Annotated in this window: 16 protein-coding genes, 1 tRNA gene and 1 pseudogene; 10 read left to right on the top strand and 8 right to left on the bottom strand. The window is 66.3% G+C overall.

Annotated elements, in window-relative coordinates:
• Positions 1 to 130 precede the first annotated feature (130 nt).
• Genes ARTB_RS17145 through ARTB_RS17135 form a run of 3 tightly spaced genes read right to left on the bottom strand, consistent with a single transcriptional unit; the run spans position 131 to position 2,392 of the window.
• Positions 131 to 874 (bottom strand): hypothetical protein, encoded by a 744-nt coding sequence (locus ARTB_RS17145; RefSeq protein WP_243181612.1) that lies wholly within the window; start codon positions 872 to 874, stop codon positions 131 to 133.
• A gap of 43 nt (positions 875 to 917) precedes the next feature.
• A complete protein-coding gene (locus ARTB_RS17140) occupies positions 918 to 1,649 on the bottom strand; it encodes a hypothetical protein (protein WP_243181611.1) in 732 nt (243 codons plus the stop codon).
• On the bottom strand, positions 1,646 to 2,392 hold the full coding sequence (locus ARTB_RS17135) for a hypothetical protein (protein ID WP_243181610.1): 747 nt from the start codon (positions 2,390 to 2,392) through the stop codon (positions 1,646 to 1,648). Before ARTB_RS17135 ends, ARTB_RS17140 begins: the two co-directional genes overlap by 4 nt.
• 288 nt (positions 2,393 to 2,680) lie before the next feature.
• Between ARTB_RS17135 and ARTB_RS17130 the strand changes: the two genes are divergently transcribed.
• Positions 2,681 to 4,348 carry an ABC-F family ATP-binding cassette domain-containing protein gene (locus tag ARTB_RS17130; protein ID WP_243181609.1) on the top strand — a complete coding sequence of 556 codons (1,668 nt, stop codon included), beginning with the start codon at positions 2,681 to 2,683 and terminating at the stop codon, positions 4,346 to 4,348.
• Positions 4,345 to 6,258: an ABC transporter ATP-binding protein gene (locus ARTB_RS17125; RefSeq protein ID WP_243181608.1), complete on the top strand. Its 1,914-nt coding sequence runs from the start codon at positions 4,345 to 4,347 to the stop codon at positions 6,256 to 6,258. The genes ARTB_RS17130 and ARTB_RS17125 overlap by 4 nt, the downstream gene beginning before the upstream one ends.
• Positions 6,259 to 6,319: 61 nt before the next feature.
• Here ARTB_RS17125 and ARTB_RS17120 read toward each other — a convergent pair whose 3' ends face one another.
• From ARTB_RS17120 to ARTB_RS17110, 3 genes and pseudogenes are all read right to left on the bottom strand, one after another.
• The gene (locus ARTB_RS17120; RefSeq protein ID WP_028276934.1) at positions 6,320 to 6,727 is read right to left on the bottom strand and encodes an NUDIX hydrolase; all 408 of its coding nucleotides are present in this window, start codon (positions 6,725 to 6,727) and stop codon (positions 6,320 to 6,322) included.
• Positions 6,728 to 6,858: 131 nt separating this feature from the next.
• Positions 6,859 to 7,278 (bottom strand): annotated as a pseudogene (locus ARTB_RS17115) (DUF6314 family protein); the annotation flags it as partial.
• Positions 7,279 to 7,342: 64 nt separating this feature from the next.
• Positions 7,343 to 7,415 (bottom strand) — tRNA-Arg (locus tag ARTB_RS17110).
• Between the two features lie 82 nt (positions 7,416 to 7,497).
• Between ARTB_RS17110 and ARTB_RS17105 the strand changes: the two genes are divergently transcribed.
• The 4 genes from ARTB_RS17105 (at position 7,498) to ARTB_RS17090 (ending at position 11,023) form a co-directional block, all read left to right on the top strand.
• Positions 7,498 to 8,295 (top strand): hypothetical protein, encoded by a 798-nt coding sequence (locus tag ARTB_RS17105; protein WP_243181607.1) that lies wholly within the window; start codon positions 7,498 to 7,500, stop codon positions 8,293 to 8,295.
• A 181-nt stretch (positions 8,296 to 8,476) separates the two neighbouring features.
• Positions 8,477 to 9,013 (top strand): hypothetical protein, encoded by a 537-nt coding sequence (locus ARTB_RS17100; protein ID WP_243181606.1) that lies wholly within the window; start codon positions 8,477 to 8,479, stop codon positions 9,011 to 9,013.
• Positions 9,010 to 9,501, top strand: a complete 492-nt coding sequence (locus ARTB_RS17095) for a DUF7793 family protein (protein ID WP_243181605.1) — start codon at positions 9,010 to 9,012, stop codon at positions 9,499 to 9,501. The genes ARTB_RS17100 and ARTB_RS17095 overlap by 4 nt, the downstream gene beginning before the upstream one ends.
• Positions 9,491 to 11,023, top strand: a complete 1,533-nt coding sequence (locus ARTB_RS17090; RefSeq protein WP_243181604.1) for a putative bifunctional diguanylate cyclase/phosphodiesterase — start codon at positions 9,491 to 9,493, stop codon at positions 11,021 to 11,023. The genes ARTB_RS17095 and ARTB_RS17090 overlap by 11 nt, the downstream gene beginning before the upstream one ends.
• Before the next feature lie 106 nt (positions 11,024 to 11,129).
• Here ARTB_RS17090 and ARTB_RS17085 read toward each other — a convergent pair whose 3' ends face one another.
• Complete coding sequence (locus ARTB_RS17085; protein WP_243181603.1) at positions 11,130 to 11,279, bottom strand: hypothetical protein; 150 nt, start codon at positions 11,277 to 11,279, stop codon at positions 11,130 to 11,132.
• A 217-nt stretch (positions 11,280 to 11,496) separates the two neighbouring features.
• Here ARTB_RS17085 and ARTB_RS17080 point away from each other — a divergent pair, with 217 nt between their 5' ends.
• A complete protein-coding gene (locus ARTB_RS17080) occupies positions 11,497 to 12,519 on the top strand; it encodes a tetratricopeptide repeat protein (protein ID WP_243181602.1) in 1,023 nt (340 codons plus the stop codon).
• A 319-nt stretch (positions 12,520 to 12,838) separates the two neighbouring features.
• On the opposite strand, the gene ARTB_RS17075 is transcribed toward ARTB_RS17080, so the two are convergent.
• Positions 12,839 to 13,489, bottom strand: a complete 651-nt coding sequence (locus ARTB_RS17075; RefSeq protein ID WP_243181601.1) for a hypothetical protein — start codon at positions 13,487 to 13,489, stop codon at positions 12,839 to 12,841.
• Positions 13,490 to 13,590: 101 nt separating this feature from the next.
• Between ARTB_RS17075 and ARTB_RS17070 the strand changes: the two genes are divergently transcribed.
• The 3 genes from ARTB_RS17070 to ARTB_RS17060 all read left to right on the top strand — a co-directional run bounded on the left by ARTB_RS17070 (position 13,591) and on the right by ARTB_RS17060 (position 18,864).
• Entirely contained in the window at positions 13,591 to 14,448 is an 858-nt protein-coding gene (locus tag ARTB_RS17070) for an inositol monophosphatase family protein (RefSeq protein WP_243181600.1), read from the top strand.
• Between the two features lie 301 nt (positions 14,449 to 14,749).
• The gene (locus ARTB_RS17065) at positions 14,750 to 16,102 is read left to right on the top strand and encodes an SWIM zinc finger family protein (protein ID WP_243181599.1); all 1,353 of its coding nucleotides are present in this window, start codon (positions 14,750 to 14,752) and stop codon (positions 16,100 to 16,102) included.
• Positions 16,099 to 18,864, top strand: a complete 2,766-nt coding sequence (locus ARTB_RS17060) for a hypothetical protein (RefSeq protein WP_243181598.1) — start codon at positions 16,099 to 16,101, stop codon at positions 18,862 to 18,864. The genes ARTB_RS17065 and ARTB_RS17060 overlap by 4 nt, the downstream gene beginning before the upstream one ends.
• Positions 18,865 to 19,235: the final 371 nt, after the last annotated feature.

Below are 19,235 nucleotides of genomic sequence, written 5' to 3'. Positions count from 1 at the left end.
CGCTACCACTCATCCCCCCAATGGCGCTTGGACGGCTGCCTCTGCTTCGCACGGCTGACTTCCGTACACGAAGCGATTGCCGCATTCACACATTCATGATTCTCTCACGGTCTAATGATTTTGTGAATGCCTACTTTTGGTTCTTGCGAAATGTTGCGCGAGCGTTATGGGATTCTTTGGCGGCGAGCCCGGAAGCCCAGAACAGTCCCAGGCCCAGGACGTAGCCCAGGACGGCCAGATAATTGACGGTCTGCTGCGCGAGGAGCCAGTCTTTCGTGGCGAAGGAGGCGGGGATGGTGAACGCGGTTGCCAGGGCACCGAGGCAGGTCAGGAGGGCCGCCGCACGCACGAGACGCGGCAATCGGCTCCTGGCGGTGGCGAGCAATGCCGGCAGCAGGGCGAGGGAGACAAAAGCAGGGTAGGTGCGGCCGGCGGCGGCGTAGAACGGCGCCAGGACTGCATTCGGGCCCCCCTTGTCGGCGATGCCCAGCAGGCCCGACGAGGACCCGCGGGTGTCCATGAGGAAGAAGGTCAACGCCACGGCGACGGCGCTGAGAGCCAGGGCCCAGCGCCCGGCCGGCCCCGCGATGAGGCGGTAGCCGGGCTCGTCTGCCAGGCCCCGCGCCACGCGCAGACCGACCAGCAGGACCGCGGCGAATACGAGGAAGCGCAAGATCAGGTGGGCGAGGTTCCATCCCCCCAGCGCCCCATCGATCGCCTCATAGGGGCCGGGCACCGAGAGCAGGCTGCACAGGGTCGCGAGCACCAGGATCCAGAAGACGGTCCTGTTCCGTCCCTGGATCGCATCCGGAACGCGGAGGAGGAGCACCACGGTGGAGATGATCAGCGTGCCCCACTGGAGGGTTGCAATCATTCCCGGTTCTCCCACATCGCTTGCCTGCTCAGCCCCAAAGTGGTCAGATCATGCCAGCATGCTTCTTCGGTGCATGCTTCGCAAGCGTCTTAGCCAGCCAGATCATGCACAGTCCCAGGACCAGGCACAGGACCGCCGAGTAGTTGATGACGAACCGCATGAACCCGAGGGGCGGAGGGACGACCGGGGAGAGCAGGCTGAGACAGATGGCCACGGTGCCCACGGCCAGCAGCCCGGCGCTGGACCGGACAAGGGCCGGAAGTCCGCTGCGCAGGGTCCGCAGCATCGCCGGAAACAGTGCCGCGGTGATGAACGCGGGGTACAGGCGCCCGGCGGCCCCGTAATACTCCACCAAGGCGGCATTGCGATCATCCTTGGCGAAAACGGCGACCAAACCCGCCGAGGAGCCGGCGGTATCCATCATGAGGAAGACCACCACCACCACAGCCGAGGCGGCAGCGGCTACTGCGATGCCGATGGGGCCGGTGATGAGCCGCAGGGCATCGTCCGCGCTGAAGCCCCGGGCCATCCGGAGACCAAGGAAGAAGATGACGGCGAAAATGACGAAGCGCAGCAGCAGGTTGGCGATGTTCATGCCTCCCAGGGCCTGGTCCACGGCCAGATACGGGGCATCGATGCTGAGCAGGATCGCCAGGGTCATCAGCGCAAGGATCCAGAACAGGGACCGGTTTTCACCCCGCAGGACACTGGGAACGCGGACGAGCGTGGCGACGCAGCAAATCGCCAGTGTGGTCCACTGCAGGATCGCGATCATCCGAGGTTCTCCCAAATCTTTCGTGTTTGTGCCTGCTCCTGCTCATGGCGCCGCAGCGATTTTCCGAGCGCCTGAAGACGTTCCCCGGCCAGGGCGCTAAGGTCGCCGTCGGAAAGAGCATCCAACGCGGCTTGCTTCGCCCCGGCCGTCCAGCCGGCCTCAGCCTCGGTTATCAGGCCCGTTGCGACGAGCCCGCCCGTGAAGCCTACGCCCGCCGCGCGGGCCGTCGCGACCGCAAGCTCGGGGGACAGCCGGTTTGCCGTGAGCTGCGCGGAGTAATTTTGCGGTGCCACCCCGGTGGCGGCCGAAACCCGGTGGCGCAATTCACCGTCGTCAATCGCATCCACCCAGTTCCGGACCGACGTGGCGTGCGGTGCGGGGCTCAGCGCCGGGGTCATTGAGCTGCCCTGGTCACCGTAGCCGCCGTAGGCCGGGGAAGAACGCGAAATGACGGCGCGCAACAGGTCCATGGTGGCGACCTGGCTGACGAGTTCGGCCGGGGTCGGCGGCTGCGGCGGGGCGGCCAGCTCCGCATAGTGCTCGAAGGAAGCGAGTTCCGCCAGCGGACTCAACTCCAGGGCCCGGCTGATGCTGACCAGGGTGGTTTCGGCCACCTTCCCGCGGACCAACTGCTGGGCGAAGGTGGTGCGCTTGATCCCGGAGATCCGGCAGAGATCGGCTGTGCTCGCGGACGGGGCAACGCGGTGAAGCCAGAGTTGGAACGCCTTTGCGGGTAGTGGCATCTAGGGCTTCCTGCGGAGTCGACGGGCAGTATGGCTACTGGCATGCGGTGGGGCAGCGGCGATTGAGGCGGGGGGTGGCGGCGGTGTGGCGGTGCGGGCTGGGATTTTGCGTGAGGTCCTAATTCAACTATGCTAAATGGTCGAACCCGCTGGTCCGTACACCCCCCAAGTCCGGACCGGCGGGTTCTTCTATGCCCGGCTGGTTTTCGGCCCGTTTCTCCCAGTCAGCACGGCCCGTTTTTGCCAGACTGGACGGCCCGTTTTGGGCCGCAGTGAGAGGATGAAGTAATGACTGCAACCCTTGTTGCCAAGGATCTTTCCGGTGGACACGATCACCGCACACTCTTCTCGAAGCTGTCCCTGACCGTAGCCCCCGGCGACGTCGTCGGCGTCGTCGGCGCCAATGGTGCCGGCAAATCAACCCTGCTGCGGCTGCTGGCCGGCGTCGACGGTCCGCAGGAAGGCACCGTGAGCCTGGCCCCCGCCGACGCCTTTGTCGGCTGGCTGCCGCAGGAACACGAACGCATTGCCGGCGAAACGGTCGCGGGCTACATCACCCGGCGCACCGGCTGTGCCCAGGCGACCCTGGAGATGGAATCCACCGCGGAGGCGCTGGGTTCCGGCGCTCCGGGCTCCGACGACGCCTACTCCCTGGCCTTCGACCGCTGGATGGCCTCCGGCGCCGCTGACCTGGAGGAGCGCATCCCGTCCGTCCTGGCGGACCTTGGCCTCGATGTGGGCCCCGACGCCGGAATGACTGGCCTGTCCGGCGGCCAGGCGGCCCGTGTGGCGCTCGCCGCCCTGCTGCTGAGCCGGTTCGACATCGTGCTCCTGGACGAACCCACCAACGACCTGGACCTCAACGGCCTGGCCAAGCTCGAGGCCTTCGTGCAGGGCCTGCGCGGCGGCGCCGTCCTGGTCTCGCATGACCGCGAGTTCCTGGCGCGCTGCGTGACCACGATCGTGGAACTGGATCTGGCCCAAAACTCGGTGGCGGTATACGACGGCGGCTACGAGGCCTACCTGGAGGAACGCGCCGTTGCCCGCCGGCACGCCCGGGAACGTTTCGAGGAGTACGCGAACACCAAGGCGGACCTCGTCTCCCGGGCCCGCACCCAGCGCGAATGGAGCTCCCAGGGCGTCCGCAACGCGATGAAGAAGAACCCGGACAACGACAAGATCCGCCGGGCGGCCAGTACCGAGTCCTCCGAGAAGCAGGGCCAGAAGGTCCGGCAGATGGAGTCCCGCATCGCCCGGCTCGAAGAAGTGGAAGAGCCGCGCAAGGAATGGCAGCTGCAGTTCAGCATCGGGGCGGCGCCCCGCTCCAGCGCCGTCGTGGCCACCCTGCGCGACGCCGTCGCGGTGCAGGGCGACTTCACCCTGGGCCCGGTGAACCTGCAGCTGAATGCGGGGGAACGGATCGGGATCACGGGTCCCAACGGCGCCGGCAAATCCACCCTGCTCCGGCTCCTGCTCGGCGTCCAGCTGCCCGACTCCGGTGACGCCTCCATGGGCGCGTCCGTGGCCGTCGGCGAGATCGACCAGGCGCGCGGCCTCTTGGCCGGCGAGCTGTTGCTCGCAGACGCCGTTGAGGCCGTCCTGACGGAGCAGACCCCGGCCGAGGTGCGCACCCTGCTGGCCAAATTCGGCCTCAAAGCCGATCACACCAATCGGACCGTGGACTCCCTCTCCCCGGGGGAACGGACCCGGGCAGCCCTGGCGCTGCTGCAGGCCCGCGGCGTGAACCTGCTCGTGCTGGATGAACCCACCAACCACCTTGACCTGCCCGCCATCGAACAGCTCGAGGAAGCCCTCGACAGCTATGACGGCGCGCTGCTGCTGGTCACCCACGACCGCCGGCTGCTGGAAAACGTCCGCCTGGACGTGCGCTGGAACGTCGAGAACGGCGTCGTCACCGAACTGCACGCCGATGCCCCGAAAGGCAACACCAAATGAGCATGGACCGGGTCGCCTGGAGCTCCCTCTACAACATCACCCGCGCCTCCAGCGGGTCCAAGCCGTTCTCGAAGGAGACCCTGAAGCGCGTCTTCAGTTTTGCCCGCCCCCACCGCAGCAAACTGATCGCCTTCGTGCTGCTGTCCATCGTGATGGCCTTCCTGGCGGTCGCCACCCCGGTCCTCGCCGGGCAGGTGGTTGACGAGATCATCGCCCACGCGGAGGCCTCAACCGTGATCTGGCTGGCCGTCCTGATCGCGATCGTGGCGGTCGCCGAGGCTGGAATCGGCCTAGTGACGCGCTGGATGTCCTCCACCATCGGCGAAGGCGTGATCGTGGACCTCCGCACGAAGGTCTTCGACCACGTCCAAAAGATGCCGATCGCGTTCTTCACCAGGACCCGGACCGGGGCCCTGGTCAGCCGGCTGAACAACGATGTCATTGGTGCGCAGTCGGCCTTCGCCGGCACGCTCTCCGGCGTGGTCAGCAACGTCGTGGCCCTGGCGCTGACCCTTGCGGTGATGCTGAATAAATCGTGGCTTGTGACAGTGCTCGCCATGATCCTGCTGCCGATCTTCCTGATCCCGGCCCGCCGGATGGGCTCCAAGCTGGCCGATCTGCGGCGCGAAGCCGCCGAGCACAACGCCACCATGGGCACCCAGATGACCGAGCGCTTCTCCGCGCCCGGCGCCACGCTGGTCAAGCTTTTCGGCCGCCCCGACGAGGAATCCCGCGAGTTCGCCCTCCGGGCCGGCCGCGTCCGGGACATCGGCGTCCGCACCGCCATGCTGCAATTCACCTTCGTCACGGCGCTGACACTGGTCTCGGCCTTGGCCCTGGCACTGGTCTACGGCCTGGGCGGCTGGCTCGCACTCGCCGGGCAGTTGAACGCGGGCGACGTCGTCGTGCTCGCGCTGCTGCTCACCCGCCTGTACGCGCCGCTCACGGCACTTTCGAACGCACGGGTGGAGATCATGAGCGCCCTGGTCAGCTTCGAACGCGTCTTTGAGATCCTGGACCTCAAGCCGCTTATCCAGCAGAAGCCGGATGCGGTGGCGTCCCCGCCAGGTCCGCTCTCGGTGGAGTTCGACAATGTCCGCTTCGCCTACCCCTCGGCGGAGAAGGTCTCGCTGGCCTCCCTGGAGGACGTGCGGACCCTGGACACCCGCGGCGGCGAAGAAGTGCTGCACGGCATCAGCTTCCGGGTGGAGCCGGGTCAGACGGTGGCCCTCGTCGGCTCCTCCGGGGCGGGCAAGTCCACCATTGCGCAGCTCCTGTCGCGCCTGTACGACGTCGACTCCGGCGCCATCCGCTTCGGCGGCACGACGCCCGGCGCGGGCGTGGACGTCCGTGACCTCACGTTCGACTCGATGCGGGCGACCCTCGGGATGGTGACGCAGGACGGTCACCTGTTCCACGAGAGCATCGCCTCCAACCTGCGTCTGGCCCGGCCGGAGGCCACCGAAGAGCAGATGTGGGATGCGCTGCGCCGTGCCCGGCTCGAAGACATGATCCGGTCCCTGCCCGATGGACTGGACACCGTGGTGGGGGAGCGCGGCTACCGGCTCTCCGGCGGCGAGCGGCAACGCCTGACGATCGCCCGCCTGCTGATCGCCCAGCCGCGGGTGGTCATCCTCGACGAAGCCACCGCCGCGCTGGATTCGACCAATGAGGCCGCCGTCCAGGAGGCGCTGGGCGCCGCGCTGGAAGGCCGTACCGCCGTCGTGATCGCCCACCGTCTCTCGACGATCCGTGCGGCGGACGCGATCCTGGTGGTGGAGGACGGCTCGATCGTGGAGCGCGGTACCCACCGGGAGCTTCTCGCCGCCGAGGGCCGCTATGCGGAGTTGTACCGGACGCAGTTCTCCGAGGCCAGCGCGGTGGCCCAGGAATCCGTGCCCGGCTACTGAGCCGCCGTTTGGAAGCCGGCATTTTAGAAGCCGGCTTTGGAGGCCCTGGCCGGTACGGGTCCTAGCCGGACGGCTTGGCGGACAGGGCCGGCAGCACATGGTCCGTCAGTAGCGGGGCGAGGTCGCCGGGCAGCTCGGCGGACAGGTCCAGCCAGCGGATCTCGGCGATTTCCGCCGACGGCCGGGCGCTCCATACCCCGGGCGCCGTGAAGACCGTTGCCTCGATCTGGGTGGCCGCCTCGTTGGCGGCATCCGCCAGCCAGCAACCCAGCAGGTCCAGGCGGTCCGGGGCCAGCACGATCCCCACTTCCTCCTGGAGCTCGCGCGCCGCAGCCTGGGCCGCTGTTTCGCCGGCCTCGGGTTTGCCGCCGGGGTGCATGAACTTGTCCGTGCCGCGTTTGCGGACGGTCAGGAGGCGTCCGGAGCGATCGAAAACGCAGACGGCGGAGACGACGATGCGCGGGTTCACCCGGCGCGCCCTGAATCCGGCGCGGCATCCGGCGTCGCATCGGGCGTCATATCCGGGGTTACTCCCGGCGTCACGCCTGGCCTGGTCTCGGGATCCGGGCCTGGGCTTGCCTCTGGTCTTGCGTCTGGTTTTGCTTTCAGCCGTCGCAGGACGGACTCCAGCAGATGGTCCTTGGCGGGCCCGGTGACGTCCCAGCGGTATCCGCATTGGTCCGGACCGCGGAAGGTGTACGTCACGCGGTAGGTGTCAGGGTCGCACCAGTGCTCGTCCTGATTGGTTTGCCCGGCGAAGCCCATGCGGTGGAAGGGGCGGCCGTCCGGGAAGTACACGTCCAGGACATCGGGGGTGTCCGCCGGCCGCAGCAGATATTCCCGGCTCGCCGGGCCGGCGAACGGCGCACCGCCCAGGGCCGCCCAGCGCACGGTGCCTTCTTCACGCCACCACAGTCCGCCGTCGTCGTCGGCAGTGAAGCGTACGACGCCGGTGAAGGTTCCGCTGGTGCCGGTGCTGCGGTCCAGGAGGGTGCGGTCGACGGACCAGGAGCCGCGCAGGTAGGCGCGGAGGTCAAAGCCCGGACCCGTGTCCGGGGTTTCGTCCGGGAAAGGAATGTTCAAGTGCCCTCGATTGGAATCGAACCAACGACACCGGCTTTAGGAGAGCCGTGCTCTATCCACTGAGCTACGAGGGCGGATGTCCGCGGGCGGCCGGGGCCGGTCCGGTCGGACACGGATATAAGCATACAAGGTGAGCGCGCGTACTACGCTCTTGGCATGACTGCAGGAACCACCGAGCTTTCCGCCGGAGCCCTTTACTACCCCGATGTGGCCGCCACCAGGTTTTACGTCGGGGCCCTGGCGAAGCTGAGCGTGCTGCAGTATTTCGTGGCCGAGTCGGCTGTGATCGGCGCCTGGGCGGGAGCGGAGCCATACAGCCGCCGCACGGGCTACATCAGCGACCTCGGCGCCGTGGCGTGCGGAGAGTTCTCCGGCCGGGACGTCTGCTCGCCGGCGCACCTGCTGATGAACGCGTCATTTGTGGTCCAAGGCCTTGGCATGGTGGTCGGCGCGCTGCTGCTCGGCTCGGCGCTCCTGTGCTGTGCCGCGCGGACCGGAGTGCCCCTCCGGCGCGGCCGGGTGCCGGCGCGGGCGCACGGCCGCGCGCGCTGGGGCGCAGGGGTGATGGCAGCGGCCGCCGCCCGGCTGCTGACCGGCGCCGCCGGGGCAGGAACGGTCATCGTGGGGCTGGTGCCCGAGGACACGGGATCGGCCTGGCACGTGGCCGGCGCCCTGATGTACTTCGCCGCCGGGGCCCTGGCGCTCCTGATCCTCGGTTGGCTTTGGCTCCGGCAGACGCCGCTCGGGTGGTTCATCCTGGGCTGCGGGGCCGTGTCCCTGGCGGCGCTCATCGCGGGCGGGCTGACGGGCATGCACGTGCCGGAACCCGGTGCCCTCGAACGGCTCATGGGCTATCCCATCACCGTCGGCGTCGCCGCGGCAGGCCTTGTCATCGCCCAGCGCGTCCAGCACGAACGCACGGCACGCAAGCTCGCCCGGGCCCAGGCCCGCTGAGGGCTTCAGGGTGTCAGATAACCGGCAGGGGTCTGACCTTGCATTATCATGAGGGCACCCACCGGAACATCCCGGTGCGGGCGTGTGGGTTTGTCCATCAACGCGCCAGTATGCAGACTTTGCAGTCATACGGGGACGAATGTTAAATCAGCGAGTCTTGCCGCTCTTCGGTGCGGACAGCGTGACGACCGAACAAAAGGTTGCGTTCCGGCCCCGTCAGTGGGGCCCCGAAGTTCGTCCCGGGGCGCTGTCGCTTGGTCATCTGAGACTGTTCATGTGCAAAATGGTCACTGTTCGGCTAGGAATTCTCACCTCGCTGACCGCTCCGACCAGCTACGTTATTTCCACCGCCCTGAAAGCGCACGCCGACCACCCGAACGCAGTTCGCGGGCGTCGGGTTGGGGCGATTTCCTATCCAGTCGTCGTAATATTCCTGACGCTTTCGACCCTAATGTGTGTGGTCCGCCCAGGAGCCTTTCGCGGTTTCCGCGACCATTTCAGCCCCAACAGCGCCTTCAACTCCGCGGTGGATGTCTTCCTCGGGGTGGTTAACTGGCTGTATGTCAGTCCCAGGCCCAAGAAAGTGAAGGAGAGTCCCGTGATTGCCAAGACAGCCGAGGAAGTCGACTGGGAAACGATTCTCTATCACGGCGACCGACGGCTGAACCGTGACCTCCGAGGCTCCGCGGACCGCCGCCGTCGAATTGCGGTCCGATGACGCTCGAGGCCCTGGCCGGGCCCGAAGGGTGGCTGCCGGAGGGCCTGCCGAACACGGCAGCGGCCGCGGCCGGCGTCGTTCTGGGGGCGGCGGCGGTGACCGCGGCCCGGGCGACCGACGGTGCCGCCCGTAGCATCGGGGTGCGGATGATCGACGGCGGAATCATCGAGGTCCTGCTGCCCGCCAACCAGGAGATCGAGGGTCCGGAGGCGCGCATCGCCGGCGACATCGTCCGCACGCTCGCCGCGGGACGGCGGATGCCGGTGCTCCTGGTGATCACCGGCGTCGTCGGTGTCAGCATGGAGGCCCGCCGGGTCTACAGCGGTTCCATAGCGGCCACAGCGTTCGCCCTGGTGGGCGAGAGCCCGGTGGACAGGGTCATTGCCCACTACCTCCTGCGGTCCCGAAGCGAGACGATCCCGGCCCAGTTCTTCACCTCCGAATCCGCGGCCGTTGAGTGGCTAAGGCAGTACACCCGTGAAGAATGAAGCACCGGACCCCAGGCTGCACGCCCTCGTGGAAGGCATCGTGCGGATCGCCGGAGGCGATCTGAGCACCCGGATCCCGCATTCGGGAGCCCGCGACGACGTCGCCGCCGTCATCGCCGGCATCAACCTGATGGCCGATGACCTGCAGACCATCTACCAGGAGCTGGAAGAGCGGGTCGAAAGCCGCACGGCCATGCTGCGCGAGGCGCAGGTGGAGCTCGAACGCATGGCGCTGACCGACCCCCTGACCCAACTCGCCAACCGCACCGCACTGAACTCGGTCCTGAGCCACGCCCTGGCGGAGTCCTCACGCGGCGAAATGCCGCCGGCCCTCCTGATTCTTGATCTCGATTCCTTCAAGGGCATTAACGACACCCTGGGGCACAGCGCCGGCGACGACGTCCTGCGGGCCATCGCACGCCGGCTCCAGGACGCCGTCCGCGAGACTGACACCGTGGCGCGCCTTGGCGGCGACGAATTCGCCGTCATGCTGCCGAAGTCCAATCTGGTCCGGGCACGCAGGGTGGCGAACAGGATCCTCAAGGCACTCAGTGAAAGCCTCGACGTCGGGGACCTGAAAGTCACCTGCGGAACGAGCATCGGCCTGCGGATAGCGGAACCCGGCCAGTCCGTCGATGACCTGGTCATGGAGGCCGACACGGCCATGTACGCGGCAAAGGCGCAGCAGCACAGCAGCATCAAAGTCTTCGAGCCGGCCCTGCTGTACGCGCGCCGGCTGCAGAGCGTCATGGTTACGGAAATGCGCGAAGCTATCCGGCAGGACCAGCTGACCCTGCACTACCAGCCGGTGGTGGACCTCGCGACCGGCAGGATCGAGGGCGTGGAGGCGCTGGTCCGGTGGAACCACCCCGGGCGCGGTCTGCTAATGCCGGATCAGTTCATTCCCCTGGCCGAGGAAACCGGCATGATCGTGGACCTGGGCCACTGGGTGCTGCGCAATGCCGTGCGCCAATTGCGCAAATGGCAGAAGGACTTGCAGGTGGACAGCACCTTTAACGTCCGGGTCAACATATCCACCACCGAACTGCAAAACCTCGAGCTGATCGAACATGTGCGGGACATCCTCAGGGAGACCGGCGTGGATGCATCAAACCTGATCGTGGAACTGACCGAGTCCATGGCGGTCAACGGCGGCGACGTCGACCAGTATTCGCTCAACGGCCTTCGCCGGCTCGGCGTGCAGCTCGAGATCGATGACTTCGGGACCGGCTATTCCTCCATCAGCTACCTGCGCAAGCTGCCGGTGAACGTGGTCAAGATCGACCGGAGCCTGATCAGTGGCCTCGGCGACGACGAGCAACAGCGGGACTTCGTAGCCGCGGTGCTGCACCTCATCCACGCCTGCGGCCTGAAGGCGCTGGCCGAGGGGATCGAGACGGCGGAACAGGCGGAAGTACTGCGCGAGATGGGCTGCGGCAGCGGGCAGGGCTACTACTTTGGCCGGCCTGCGCCGGCGGGCGAGATTGTGGCGTTGTTTGCGGGGGGTGGAAAGCTTTTGTAGCCCCGGGTTGATGGACGTTGGGCGGGGCGGGTTGAACGATGGTTAAACATCGACGGCGGGTACCGGAATCACTTCCGACACCCGCCGCCTGTCAATGCAGTCTCCGTTACTTCTTGATGGAGTCCGGCCACCAGTTCACAGCTTCGACCGAGCCCTGACCTGAGGTGCTGCCGCTAGCCGAAATGGCGGATGTGGCAGACAGGCCAGCGGCGGCCAGCGCACCGGCGACGAGGAGTGTTGCAATGGTCTTCTTCATTAGGACTCCTGATACGTAAGAGGCTGATGTGACTCATGTGACTTGTGGTGCAGATTTAGTATAGGGCCAAACGACACGCCGCTGTATAACGATTCGCTCCGCAATGGGTGGTTTCGTGTTATCCGCGCGAAGCTTCGGAAGTCCTGAGTCAATATTGTGCAGGTCTTGCTTGCGCGGTTTGTTCGTTTCCGCTCCCGCGGCAACGGATAATTGAGACATGCAACAGAGCTCCGTTTCGCCCTCGTACGCCACTGCAGAGCTGCAGGCGCGCGAACACCGGTCTAATCACGAGTTCCGAGAGGCCGCCACTGCTGCGCAGGCGGCCGCCGAAATCGGGCGGGTGGATGGCGATGGCGCGTCCTGGTGGAACATGACATTGTTTCGTGCCGAGTGCCTGCTTGCCGCGGGTGACTTTGAAGCCAGCGCAGATGTTGCCGGTGCCCTACTTGCGGAACCCGGCGATGCAATGCCGCAACTCCAAGCGCAGGTGCATATCCTCCTCGCCAAGGCGCATCAAGGACTCGGGCGCCTGGAACAAGCGGCGGATGAGGCCAGGGCAGCGGCCGACCTCCTGAACGGCGAAGACGACATCGAGATCGCCGTAAAAGCCCGCCAGGCGCTTATCGCGGCCCTCGCGGATAGCGGGCGACTCGACGAAGCATGGACCGAAAGCCTCATCATGGCCGAAATCATTTCGGGCGAAGTGGATGACCAGTTGGTGGGCAAGGCCTACTGGGTCATTGGAAACGTCGCGTTTCTTTGCAGTAAGGTCGCCGAGGGGCTGCACTATCACGAGCTCGCCGCGGCCACTTTTTCGCCAGCCCGGAACCTCACTGTTTGGGCTAAATTCAACAAAGCCTCAGCGGCCATGCGGCTCGCCGCCGATGTTGCGGACGCGGACACCCTGCGCTGCATTGAACGCGCGGAACTCGCCACAGACGTCATTGGCGGCAGCCCCAACGATTTCTTGTTACTGAAATTAAATCGAGGCCACTGGAACTACCTTGCAGGCGAATCCGCCGCCGCAGCCGTACTGCTCGAACAGATCTGTGTTGATCTGGACACGCCTTCCCCGCAGATTCTGGGCGAGGCATTCCTGCTTCTGGGCCGATCCCATGCTTCCTTGGGGAACCGGGCCGAAGCCCGGAAGTACCTGATGGAAGCTGCCGACTACTTTGAGAAAGCAGGAGCCTCCCAACGTGCGGAACAGGCCCTTGAATTCCTGACCGAAGTACCCTGACTTCGCACTGAACTGGACATGCTCTCCCCTGGACTTGAGGGATGGACAAAATGGCAAGTTGTCCACCGACCGGGCCGAACGCTGGACATGTCCCGCGCTCGAGGCCGGGTTCGAGGGACGACTCCTGCCGCCGTGACCAAGAATGGACATGTCCCGTGTCCTATGCCGCGGATCGGGAAACGGCCCTGCCGGTGCGACCAAGAATGGACATGTCCCGTGTCCTATGCCGCGGATCGGGAAACAGCCCTGCCGCCGCGACCAAGAATGGACATGTCCCGTGTCCTATGCCGGGAATAGAGAACTAGCCCTGCCGCGCGAATCAGGACTGGACATGTCCCGGGGTGGGGGAAGCCGCGGCAGCCTTGCGTCCGAGTAACACGGCGGCGACGCCGGCCACGACGCTCAGCGCCAGAAGGACCCAGCCGGCCACGGTGAGCCCGGAGGCCACGGCGACCTGACCGCCGTCGAGAGTGTCGGCGGACATCATTTCATCGATCACCGTGTTGCCCCACAGCCGGACCGCAGCAAAAAGCAGCGGCAGCGACCACAGCGCCCAGCGCAGGGATTTCCGTGCCACGTTGGTTCCGATCAGCAGCAGCCAGGTGAAGCCAAAGATCAGCGGGAAGAGCATCCCGGCCGTCTTGTGGACATAGTTCAGCTGGCCCCGGGCATCGGCGTCCATGGCCGCGCGCAATTGCTCCACGAACCCCAGGTCAAAGCCGCCCACCAACGAGTCGGGCATTGCCTGGCCGCCCGACAACTGGGTGAGCTGGTTGAGGGTGAGCAGGTGCAGATACCAGAACAGGAACAGGCTGGCCACGACCCCGGCGATGACAATCAGATTGCTGTTGCTCTGTGCCTTCTGCGGTGTCCGGCTGGTGGTCGGATTGATCACCGGAGGAAGATGGTGCTGGGGGACCGCCGCGTTGGCGCCGTGCTTCTTGATCCGCTGCGCGGGTGTCTTGGCCATGGCTCCATTATCGCCCGTCCTGCACACCCCTCCGCGCCGCCGTCTGCCCGGCCGTCCGCGCCGGCTGTTCACTGCCAACGGGCGCCGATAGTCTGGGATGCGTGACCGAACTAGGAAAACACCGGCTCGGCCGGCACAGCACCGCAGATCTCGACCCCTCACTGGATGACTACCAACTGGCCGAGGCCCTGGTCCGCGAGGCAGGCACGCTGGCGCTGTTGATGCGGCAGGCCGGGCTTGAGGGCAGGCAGAAGACATCGGTCTCGGACGTGGTCACGGCCGCCGACCACGCCGCCGAATCCTATGTCCTGGAACAGCTTCGGCGCTGCCGGCCCGATGACGCCGTCCTGGGCGAGGAGGGCGCCTCTGTGGCGGGCAGCAGCGGCCGGACCTGGGTCATTGACCCCGTCGACGGGACCTTCAACTTCCTGCATGGATCCACGTACTGGTGCTCGGCCATTGCCCTGAAGGATTCCTACGGTGCAGGGCTCGGCGCCATCTTCCAGCCGGAGGAGGACAAACTCTGGCTGGGCGGGACGTCCCGGGCGGCAACGCTCAACGGCGAAAAACTGGTCACATTCGTGCCCGGAGCGTCTGGAAGCGCCGGACGCTCCGACACGCCGCTGTCTGACCTCGGCGCGGCAACCTACATCCACCCGACGTGGCTTGCCGATCCGATGTGTGCCATGCCCTGGCATGCGGCAGCGACGTCGGCGGCCGCGCTGCGCATGTTCGGGTCCGGCTCCTGCGACCTCGGCCGGGTCGCGGACGGAGAGCTCGGTTGCTGGTTCCAGCACAGCTGCCCCGAGTGGGACTGGCTGCCCGGGAAGGCCATCGTCGAGGCGGCCGGCGGCGCGACCGACGTCGTGCGGGTCAACGGACTCGACTGGTTCATCGCGGGAGGCACGACGGCGGTCCAGCAGCTGCGCGCCGCGCTCAGCTCCGGGGGCGTCGGCTAGCTTCCCGCCTGCCGGCTCCCCCCGTGGGACATGCTCATTGTTCGCGGCGGGGTCCGCGGGACATGCTCATTCCTCGAGGAGAGCATCGGACAGGGTGGTCGTATGTCCACCGGCCGCGGACAGCAGTGGGCATGTCCCGCGGACAGCGCGTCCCCTCCGCCGTGCGGGGGGGTGTTGCTAGTCCGGAAACGCGGCCTATACTTCCGGACATGGGGGAGCGAACACCAATTCCGGACGTGCCTGAGGTGCTGTCCACACGGGGAACTGACCGCGTGTGGACCCGCCGGCTGCGGGAACCGGAATGAGCGGCTATTTAGCCGAATCCGTACTCGATGAAGCTCACGGCGCCAAGCGGCTCCTCCTGGAGTCAGGTCTGGGCGCCACCCCTCAAGGACTGGTGGAAAACCCCAGCTTCTTTCACGGGTTTGCGGCAAGGCCGGACGTGGTGTCCAGCGCGCTGCTCGCCGTTGCCGACGTCGCGGCGTCGAGGTACTACGATGCAGGGTTCCGGCTCAGCGATGTCGTGGACCCGGTCATGACCGCAGGCGGAGACCGCCTGCGGTGTGAGTCGTTTTCGGCATGCAACGGGGTCCAGGCGCGGCTGGACTTGCTGGGCAGCGGCCTGGACGGCGGTGAGATCGGCTTCGGAACCACCAACGTGGACATCAACAGCCCACTGCGCTCTGCGCTCGCCAACGTGCACCGGAACGACTTGCTCCACTTTGACGTCGGCCGGGACCGGCTGGTGGTCTCCACTCCCGATCAGAGCCATGTCGAACGGAAGGTGGATCTGCCCGACCGGTGGGTTCGCGGCTTCGCCGAAACACCCGCCATCGCTGCAGGTATGACGCATCTGGCTGCCCTTACCGGCCCCGCCATCAGTCAGTTCCTGGCCTCCTTGCCGGCAGCCCAGCCCGGGCGCACGGTCTTCCTGCTGCCATCGGTCCGGGGATTGCGCGAAGTGGCGGCGGCGAAGCCGTCAACGGTCACGCTGGCCGGTACAGGACGGCTTGCCGCCGCCAGGCGGGTCGCCCGATTCGCCTCTCGCCTGGACATCTTCCGTCACGACAACGGGGCCAGCGGCTGGGTGTTTAGGCTCCCCGGTGCCGACTTCACACTGCTGCTGTCGCCGGCGGCCGGCCGGGGTTTCTCGGGGGAAGGCGGGATCCTTGCTGCGCTCGCCGCCCCTGGCGTCACGGAAGCGGGGATGACAGTCCTGGACTTCCTAGGATGGCAGGCGGTCATTTCGACCGAGGCGCTCAGCGCAAGGACCCGGCTTGCGGCGGAGCGCGTCAGCCACGGGCTGGCCTGGTTAGGTGCGTCCGGGAAGGTGGGTTTCGACCTGCTGGAAAATGCCTACTTCCACCGGGAACTGCCGCTGGACCAGGACCGGACGGTCAAGGACCATCCGCGGTTGCAGGCAGCCCGCGGCATTGTGGCCCGGGGCGGGGTATCCCGGTTGGAGGACCGCTGGGATGTTCTGGCCGCAGACGGAGTGTATGTGTACCGGGTCACGGCCAGGGCCGGACTCTACCAGTGCACCTGTGCCTGGTGGTACGACTTTCGCGGCGCCCGGGGTCCCTGCAAGCATGCGCTCGCCGTGGAGCTTGTGCGGCTCGAGACGGCACCGGGCCACGGACTGGAAAACACGTGACGGGGCCGGAGGGCCGCGGCGACCCGCCGCTCGTGCAGGAAATACGCCGGCTCGCCACAGCCGAAGACTGGATTGCCCTTCGCGAATACATCAAAGCGCCCCCGCCGGCTCATCTCGCGGAGACGAGGACGTGGTTCGCCAAAGGCGGCCGGACCCTGCTGACCCAGGACCTGGACTTTCGGCTCCATGGGGTCATCAGCCTTGTCGACTCGCGCTCCCGGTCAATTGTCAGGGAGATGGTCACCGTCGCCGTCAGCGCACCTGCCGATGCTGCCAGGTTCCTGCCTTGGCGGGCGATGGCATGGAACCGCAACGTCCACATCCTGATGTTGTTGGACGTTCTTGTTTCAAAAGGCGACGACTGGTGTCGGCGCTTCGTGGCCGCGGCGATCAGCGGGAACGCAAGAGCCGGCAAGGAGAGCGCCACCACCGTCATCCGTTATTGCCTGCCGCTGATTCTGCACTTTGGAGTTGCCACTGAAAAATTTGAGGCGTATCCGCGGCTTTGGGCGTTCTATTATCGGGAGCTCGCGGCCGGCCGGCTGCACGAGGTCTGGAGCGATGAGATTGCGGCGGACTTCGAGTACCCCGGTTGGTCTGGACTGGGGTTCCGCATCGATCCCGCCGGACGCGCGGTGGTCTTTCCGAAGATGCAGAAATCGTTGCTGGAGTTGTGGGATCAGGATCTGACCGCCGCGAACACACTCCTGCGTTGCTTTGACCTGCCGGACGCGCTGGGACCCCTGGCCAAGGTAGGAACGCCGAAAGAGTGGACCGTCGGGGCCGCAATCCGCGGCTACCTCAACAGGGGAACCTTCCTCAGCGAAGAGGTCTTCGGCAAGCTCCGCACGGCACTCGCACGCGACGATGGACTCCCGACCCAGCGAGTGCTGGCCGATGTCCTGAAGTCATGTCCGCCCAGTCCTGGGGAGGTCGCCGCGAGCATTCCGCTCCTGCTGTCCACAGTCGCCACAGCCCCCGGATTCCTGTCCTTCCCGGTTCTTGGACTCTTGGTCCAGTCGCCCATGGGCGGCGGCGACCTCTGCGACCTGAGTGTTGCCGTGTTCGGCAGGCCGGAGAAGAAGGCCCAAGAGCTTTTGGTTCGGCACCTCAAATCGCTCCAAGCTTCGCAGCCATACGATGGCGACGTCCTTGCCGCCTGCTGGGAAGCGGCGGCGGGATCCGCGGATCTATTAGTCCGGGCGACGGCGGAGGAGATGGCGGGGGGACCTCTGGCCACGGACCTTGAAGAGCCGCTGGACGCCGCATCGCTCTGGGGAACGGGGGTCCGACAGCCTCCGGAAATTCCCCGATACGTGGCTCAAGAGGTCGATTCGAAGAATCCGCTGCCGCGCTGGACCGGACCGCGCGAGCATTCCGTCGCCGAAGAGCAATACATTGATCGCTTCCTGCGGACCGTTTACCGCCGTGCCCCAAACGTGCGGGACTGGTATCGCCAAAGATTTGCTGCTCAGACCGGTTACGCAGATGGCTTCGAGCGGTACCGTGCACTTGCGGGGGCGCCGACCAGCTGGCGGCGCTGGCCGGATCCGCCGACGAGTTGGCGGCGGTGGGCAAGCCCGGGCCCGGAGGTTGCCTTGGCGATGTGGGCATCAGGGGAGCACGACCTGACCGCTCACCGGGATCTGACCGCATTGGTCCGGGCATCACTGTCCCGCCCCTCGGGTACGGACGACCCATTTGGCTCGGCGAGCCCTTTGGCCGCAATCCACATCCTTCGTCAAAGCGAGTTGATGGTCCAGGCAGGAACGGTGCCCTACTCCCTGGCCACACCGAGTTATGACAACTTCCGTGTGGAACTGGGCCGGCTGGTGTCACTCCTGCAGCTTTTTGAGCGTGAAGGCTGGGCCTATGGAGAAGCAGACCTGTTTCAGGCACTCTTGCGGCTGGGTCCGATGGATGCGGGGCTGGCAGCCGAGGTCCCTGAATTGCCTGTCTTGCCATTTGACGGCCCGGACGGCCAGGAGCGGCATGCCGGCCAAATTCTCCGCGAATGGGTCGGAGGAGGAGGATTCAAGCCCCCTCCGGTGGAGGCTCCGCTGGCGTTGCCGGTGTCTTTGGAACGGTTTCCGTCGGTCCCCCCGGAGTTGCTCTCGCCAGAGGTGTGGAGCGGCAGCGGACGCGGACATCTGGGTACCTGGCTCGCCTGTGAAGCCTCGGCGGTTGTGCCCTTCTGGCCGGACCTGGGCGCCGTCTGGCTGGGTCGGCGGGTGGTCTACGGCGGGCTCGTCGCACTCGGGGAAGGAGGACCGGCGGGGGCAACGGCCGGAGAACTCGGGCAACTGACTCACGATTGGTTCATTGCCATGCTCGCCAGTCACCGCCCGTACGACAGGAGTAGCACCCTTGAAACGGTGCTGGAAATGGCCGCGAGGCGCCAACTGTCAGCCGAATACCTGGCCCTGGCTGCACGAAATCGCCTCGAGGCCGGCGACCATTCGCTGGGCCGGCTGGTGAGGGCAATGGCACTGGTGGCCTATGAGGGGCATCTGGACTGTGTCTGGCCGGCGCTCACCGCCCTGGTGGTCGCGTCCTCCAAGCAACCGCGGCTTCCTGCCGGGACCAGTGAACTGCTTGCCACCTGCATGGAGTTGTGGGAATCCATTCCTGCCAATCACCGGACAACGGCGACTACCGCAGCCTTCACAGTGGCCGTCCGGACGCTAGCCGGAGCCAAGACCGCCACTAAGACGGGGCTGGAAGCGAAGCGGCTCGCGTCGCGGATGGGGCTCACGAGCTAAGCGAGTCGGGGGGTACTCCCGAGGAATACCGCGGCCCCGCCTGCAAGAAAGCTCATTCCCTGGCGAAGTTTCATGGGACATGCTCGTTCTTCGCGGCCAGGAGTGGGCACAAAGGGAGTACGTCCATCGGTTACAGGTGGCGGAGGACAGGCTCGTTCCGCTGTGGCGTGTCCGCGGGACACGCTCATTCTTCAGAACAACCTCGGTGGTCTTTAGAACAACCCGGGTCTTCTCCATGACAGCCTCAGCGGGGCATGCCCATTCTTCGAGGTCAGGACTGGGCATAGGGGGATTATGTCCACTGGGCGCGGGCAGGGGAGGGCATGCTCGTTCAGCTCGGCCGTGTCCGCGGGGCATGCTCATTCTTCGCG

The organism is Arthrobacter humicola (genome assembly GCF_022803015.1).
In the GTDB taxonomy this organism is placed as follows: Bacteria; Actinomycetota; Actinomycetes; order Actinomycetales; family Micrococcaceae; genus Arthrobacter; species Arthrobacter humicola_A.
This window is presented reverse-complemented; position numbering and strand designations above follow the sequence as displayed.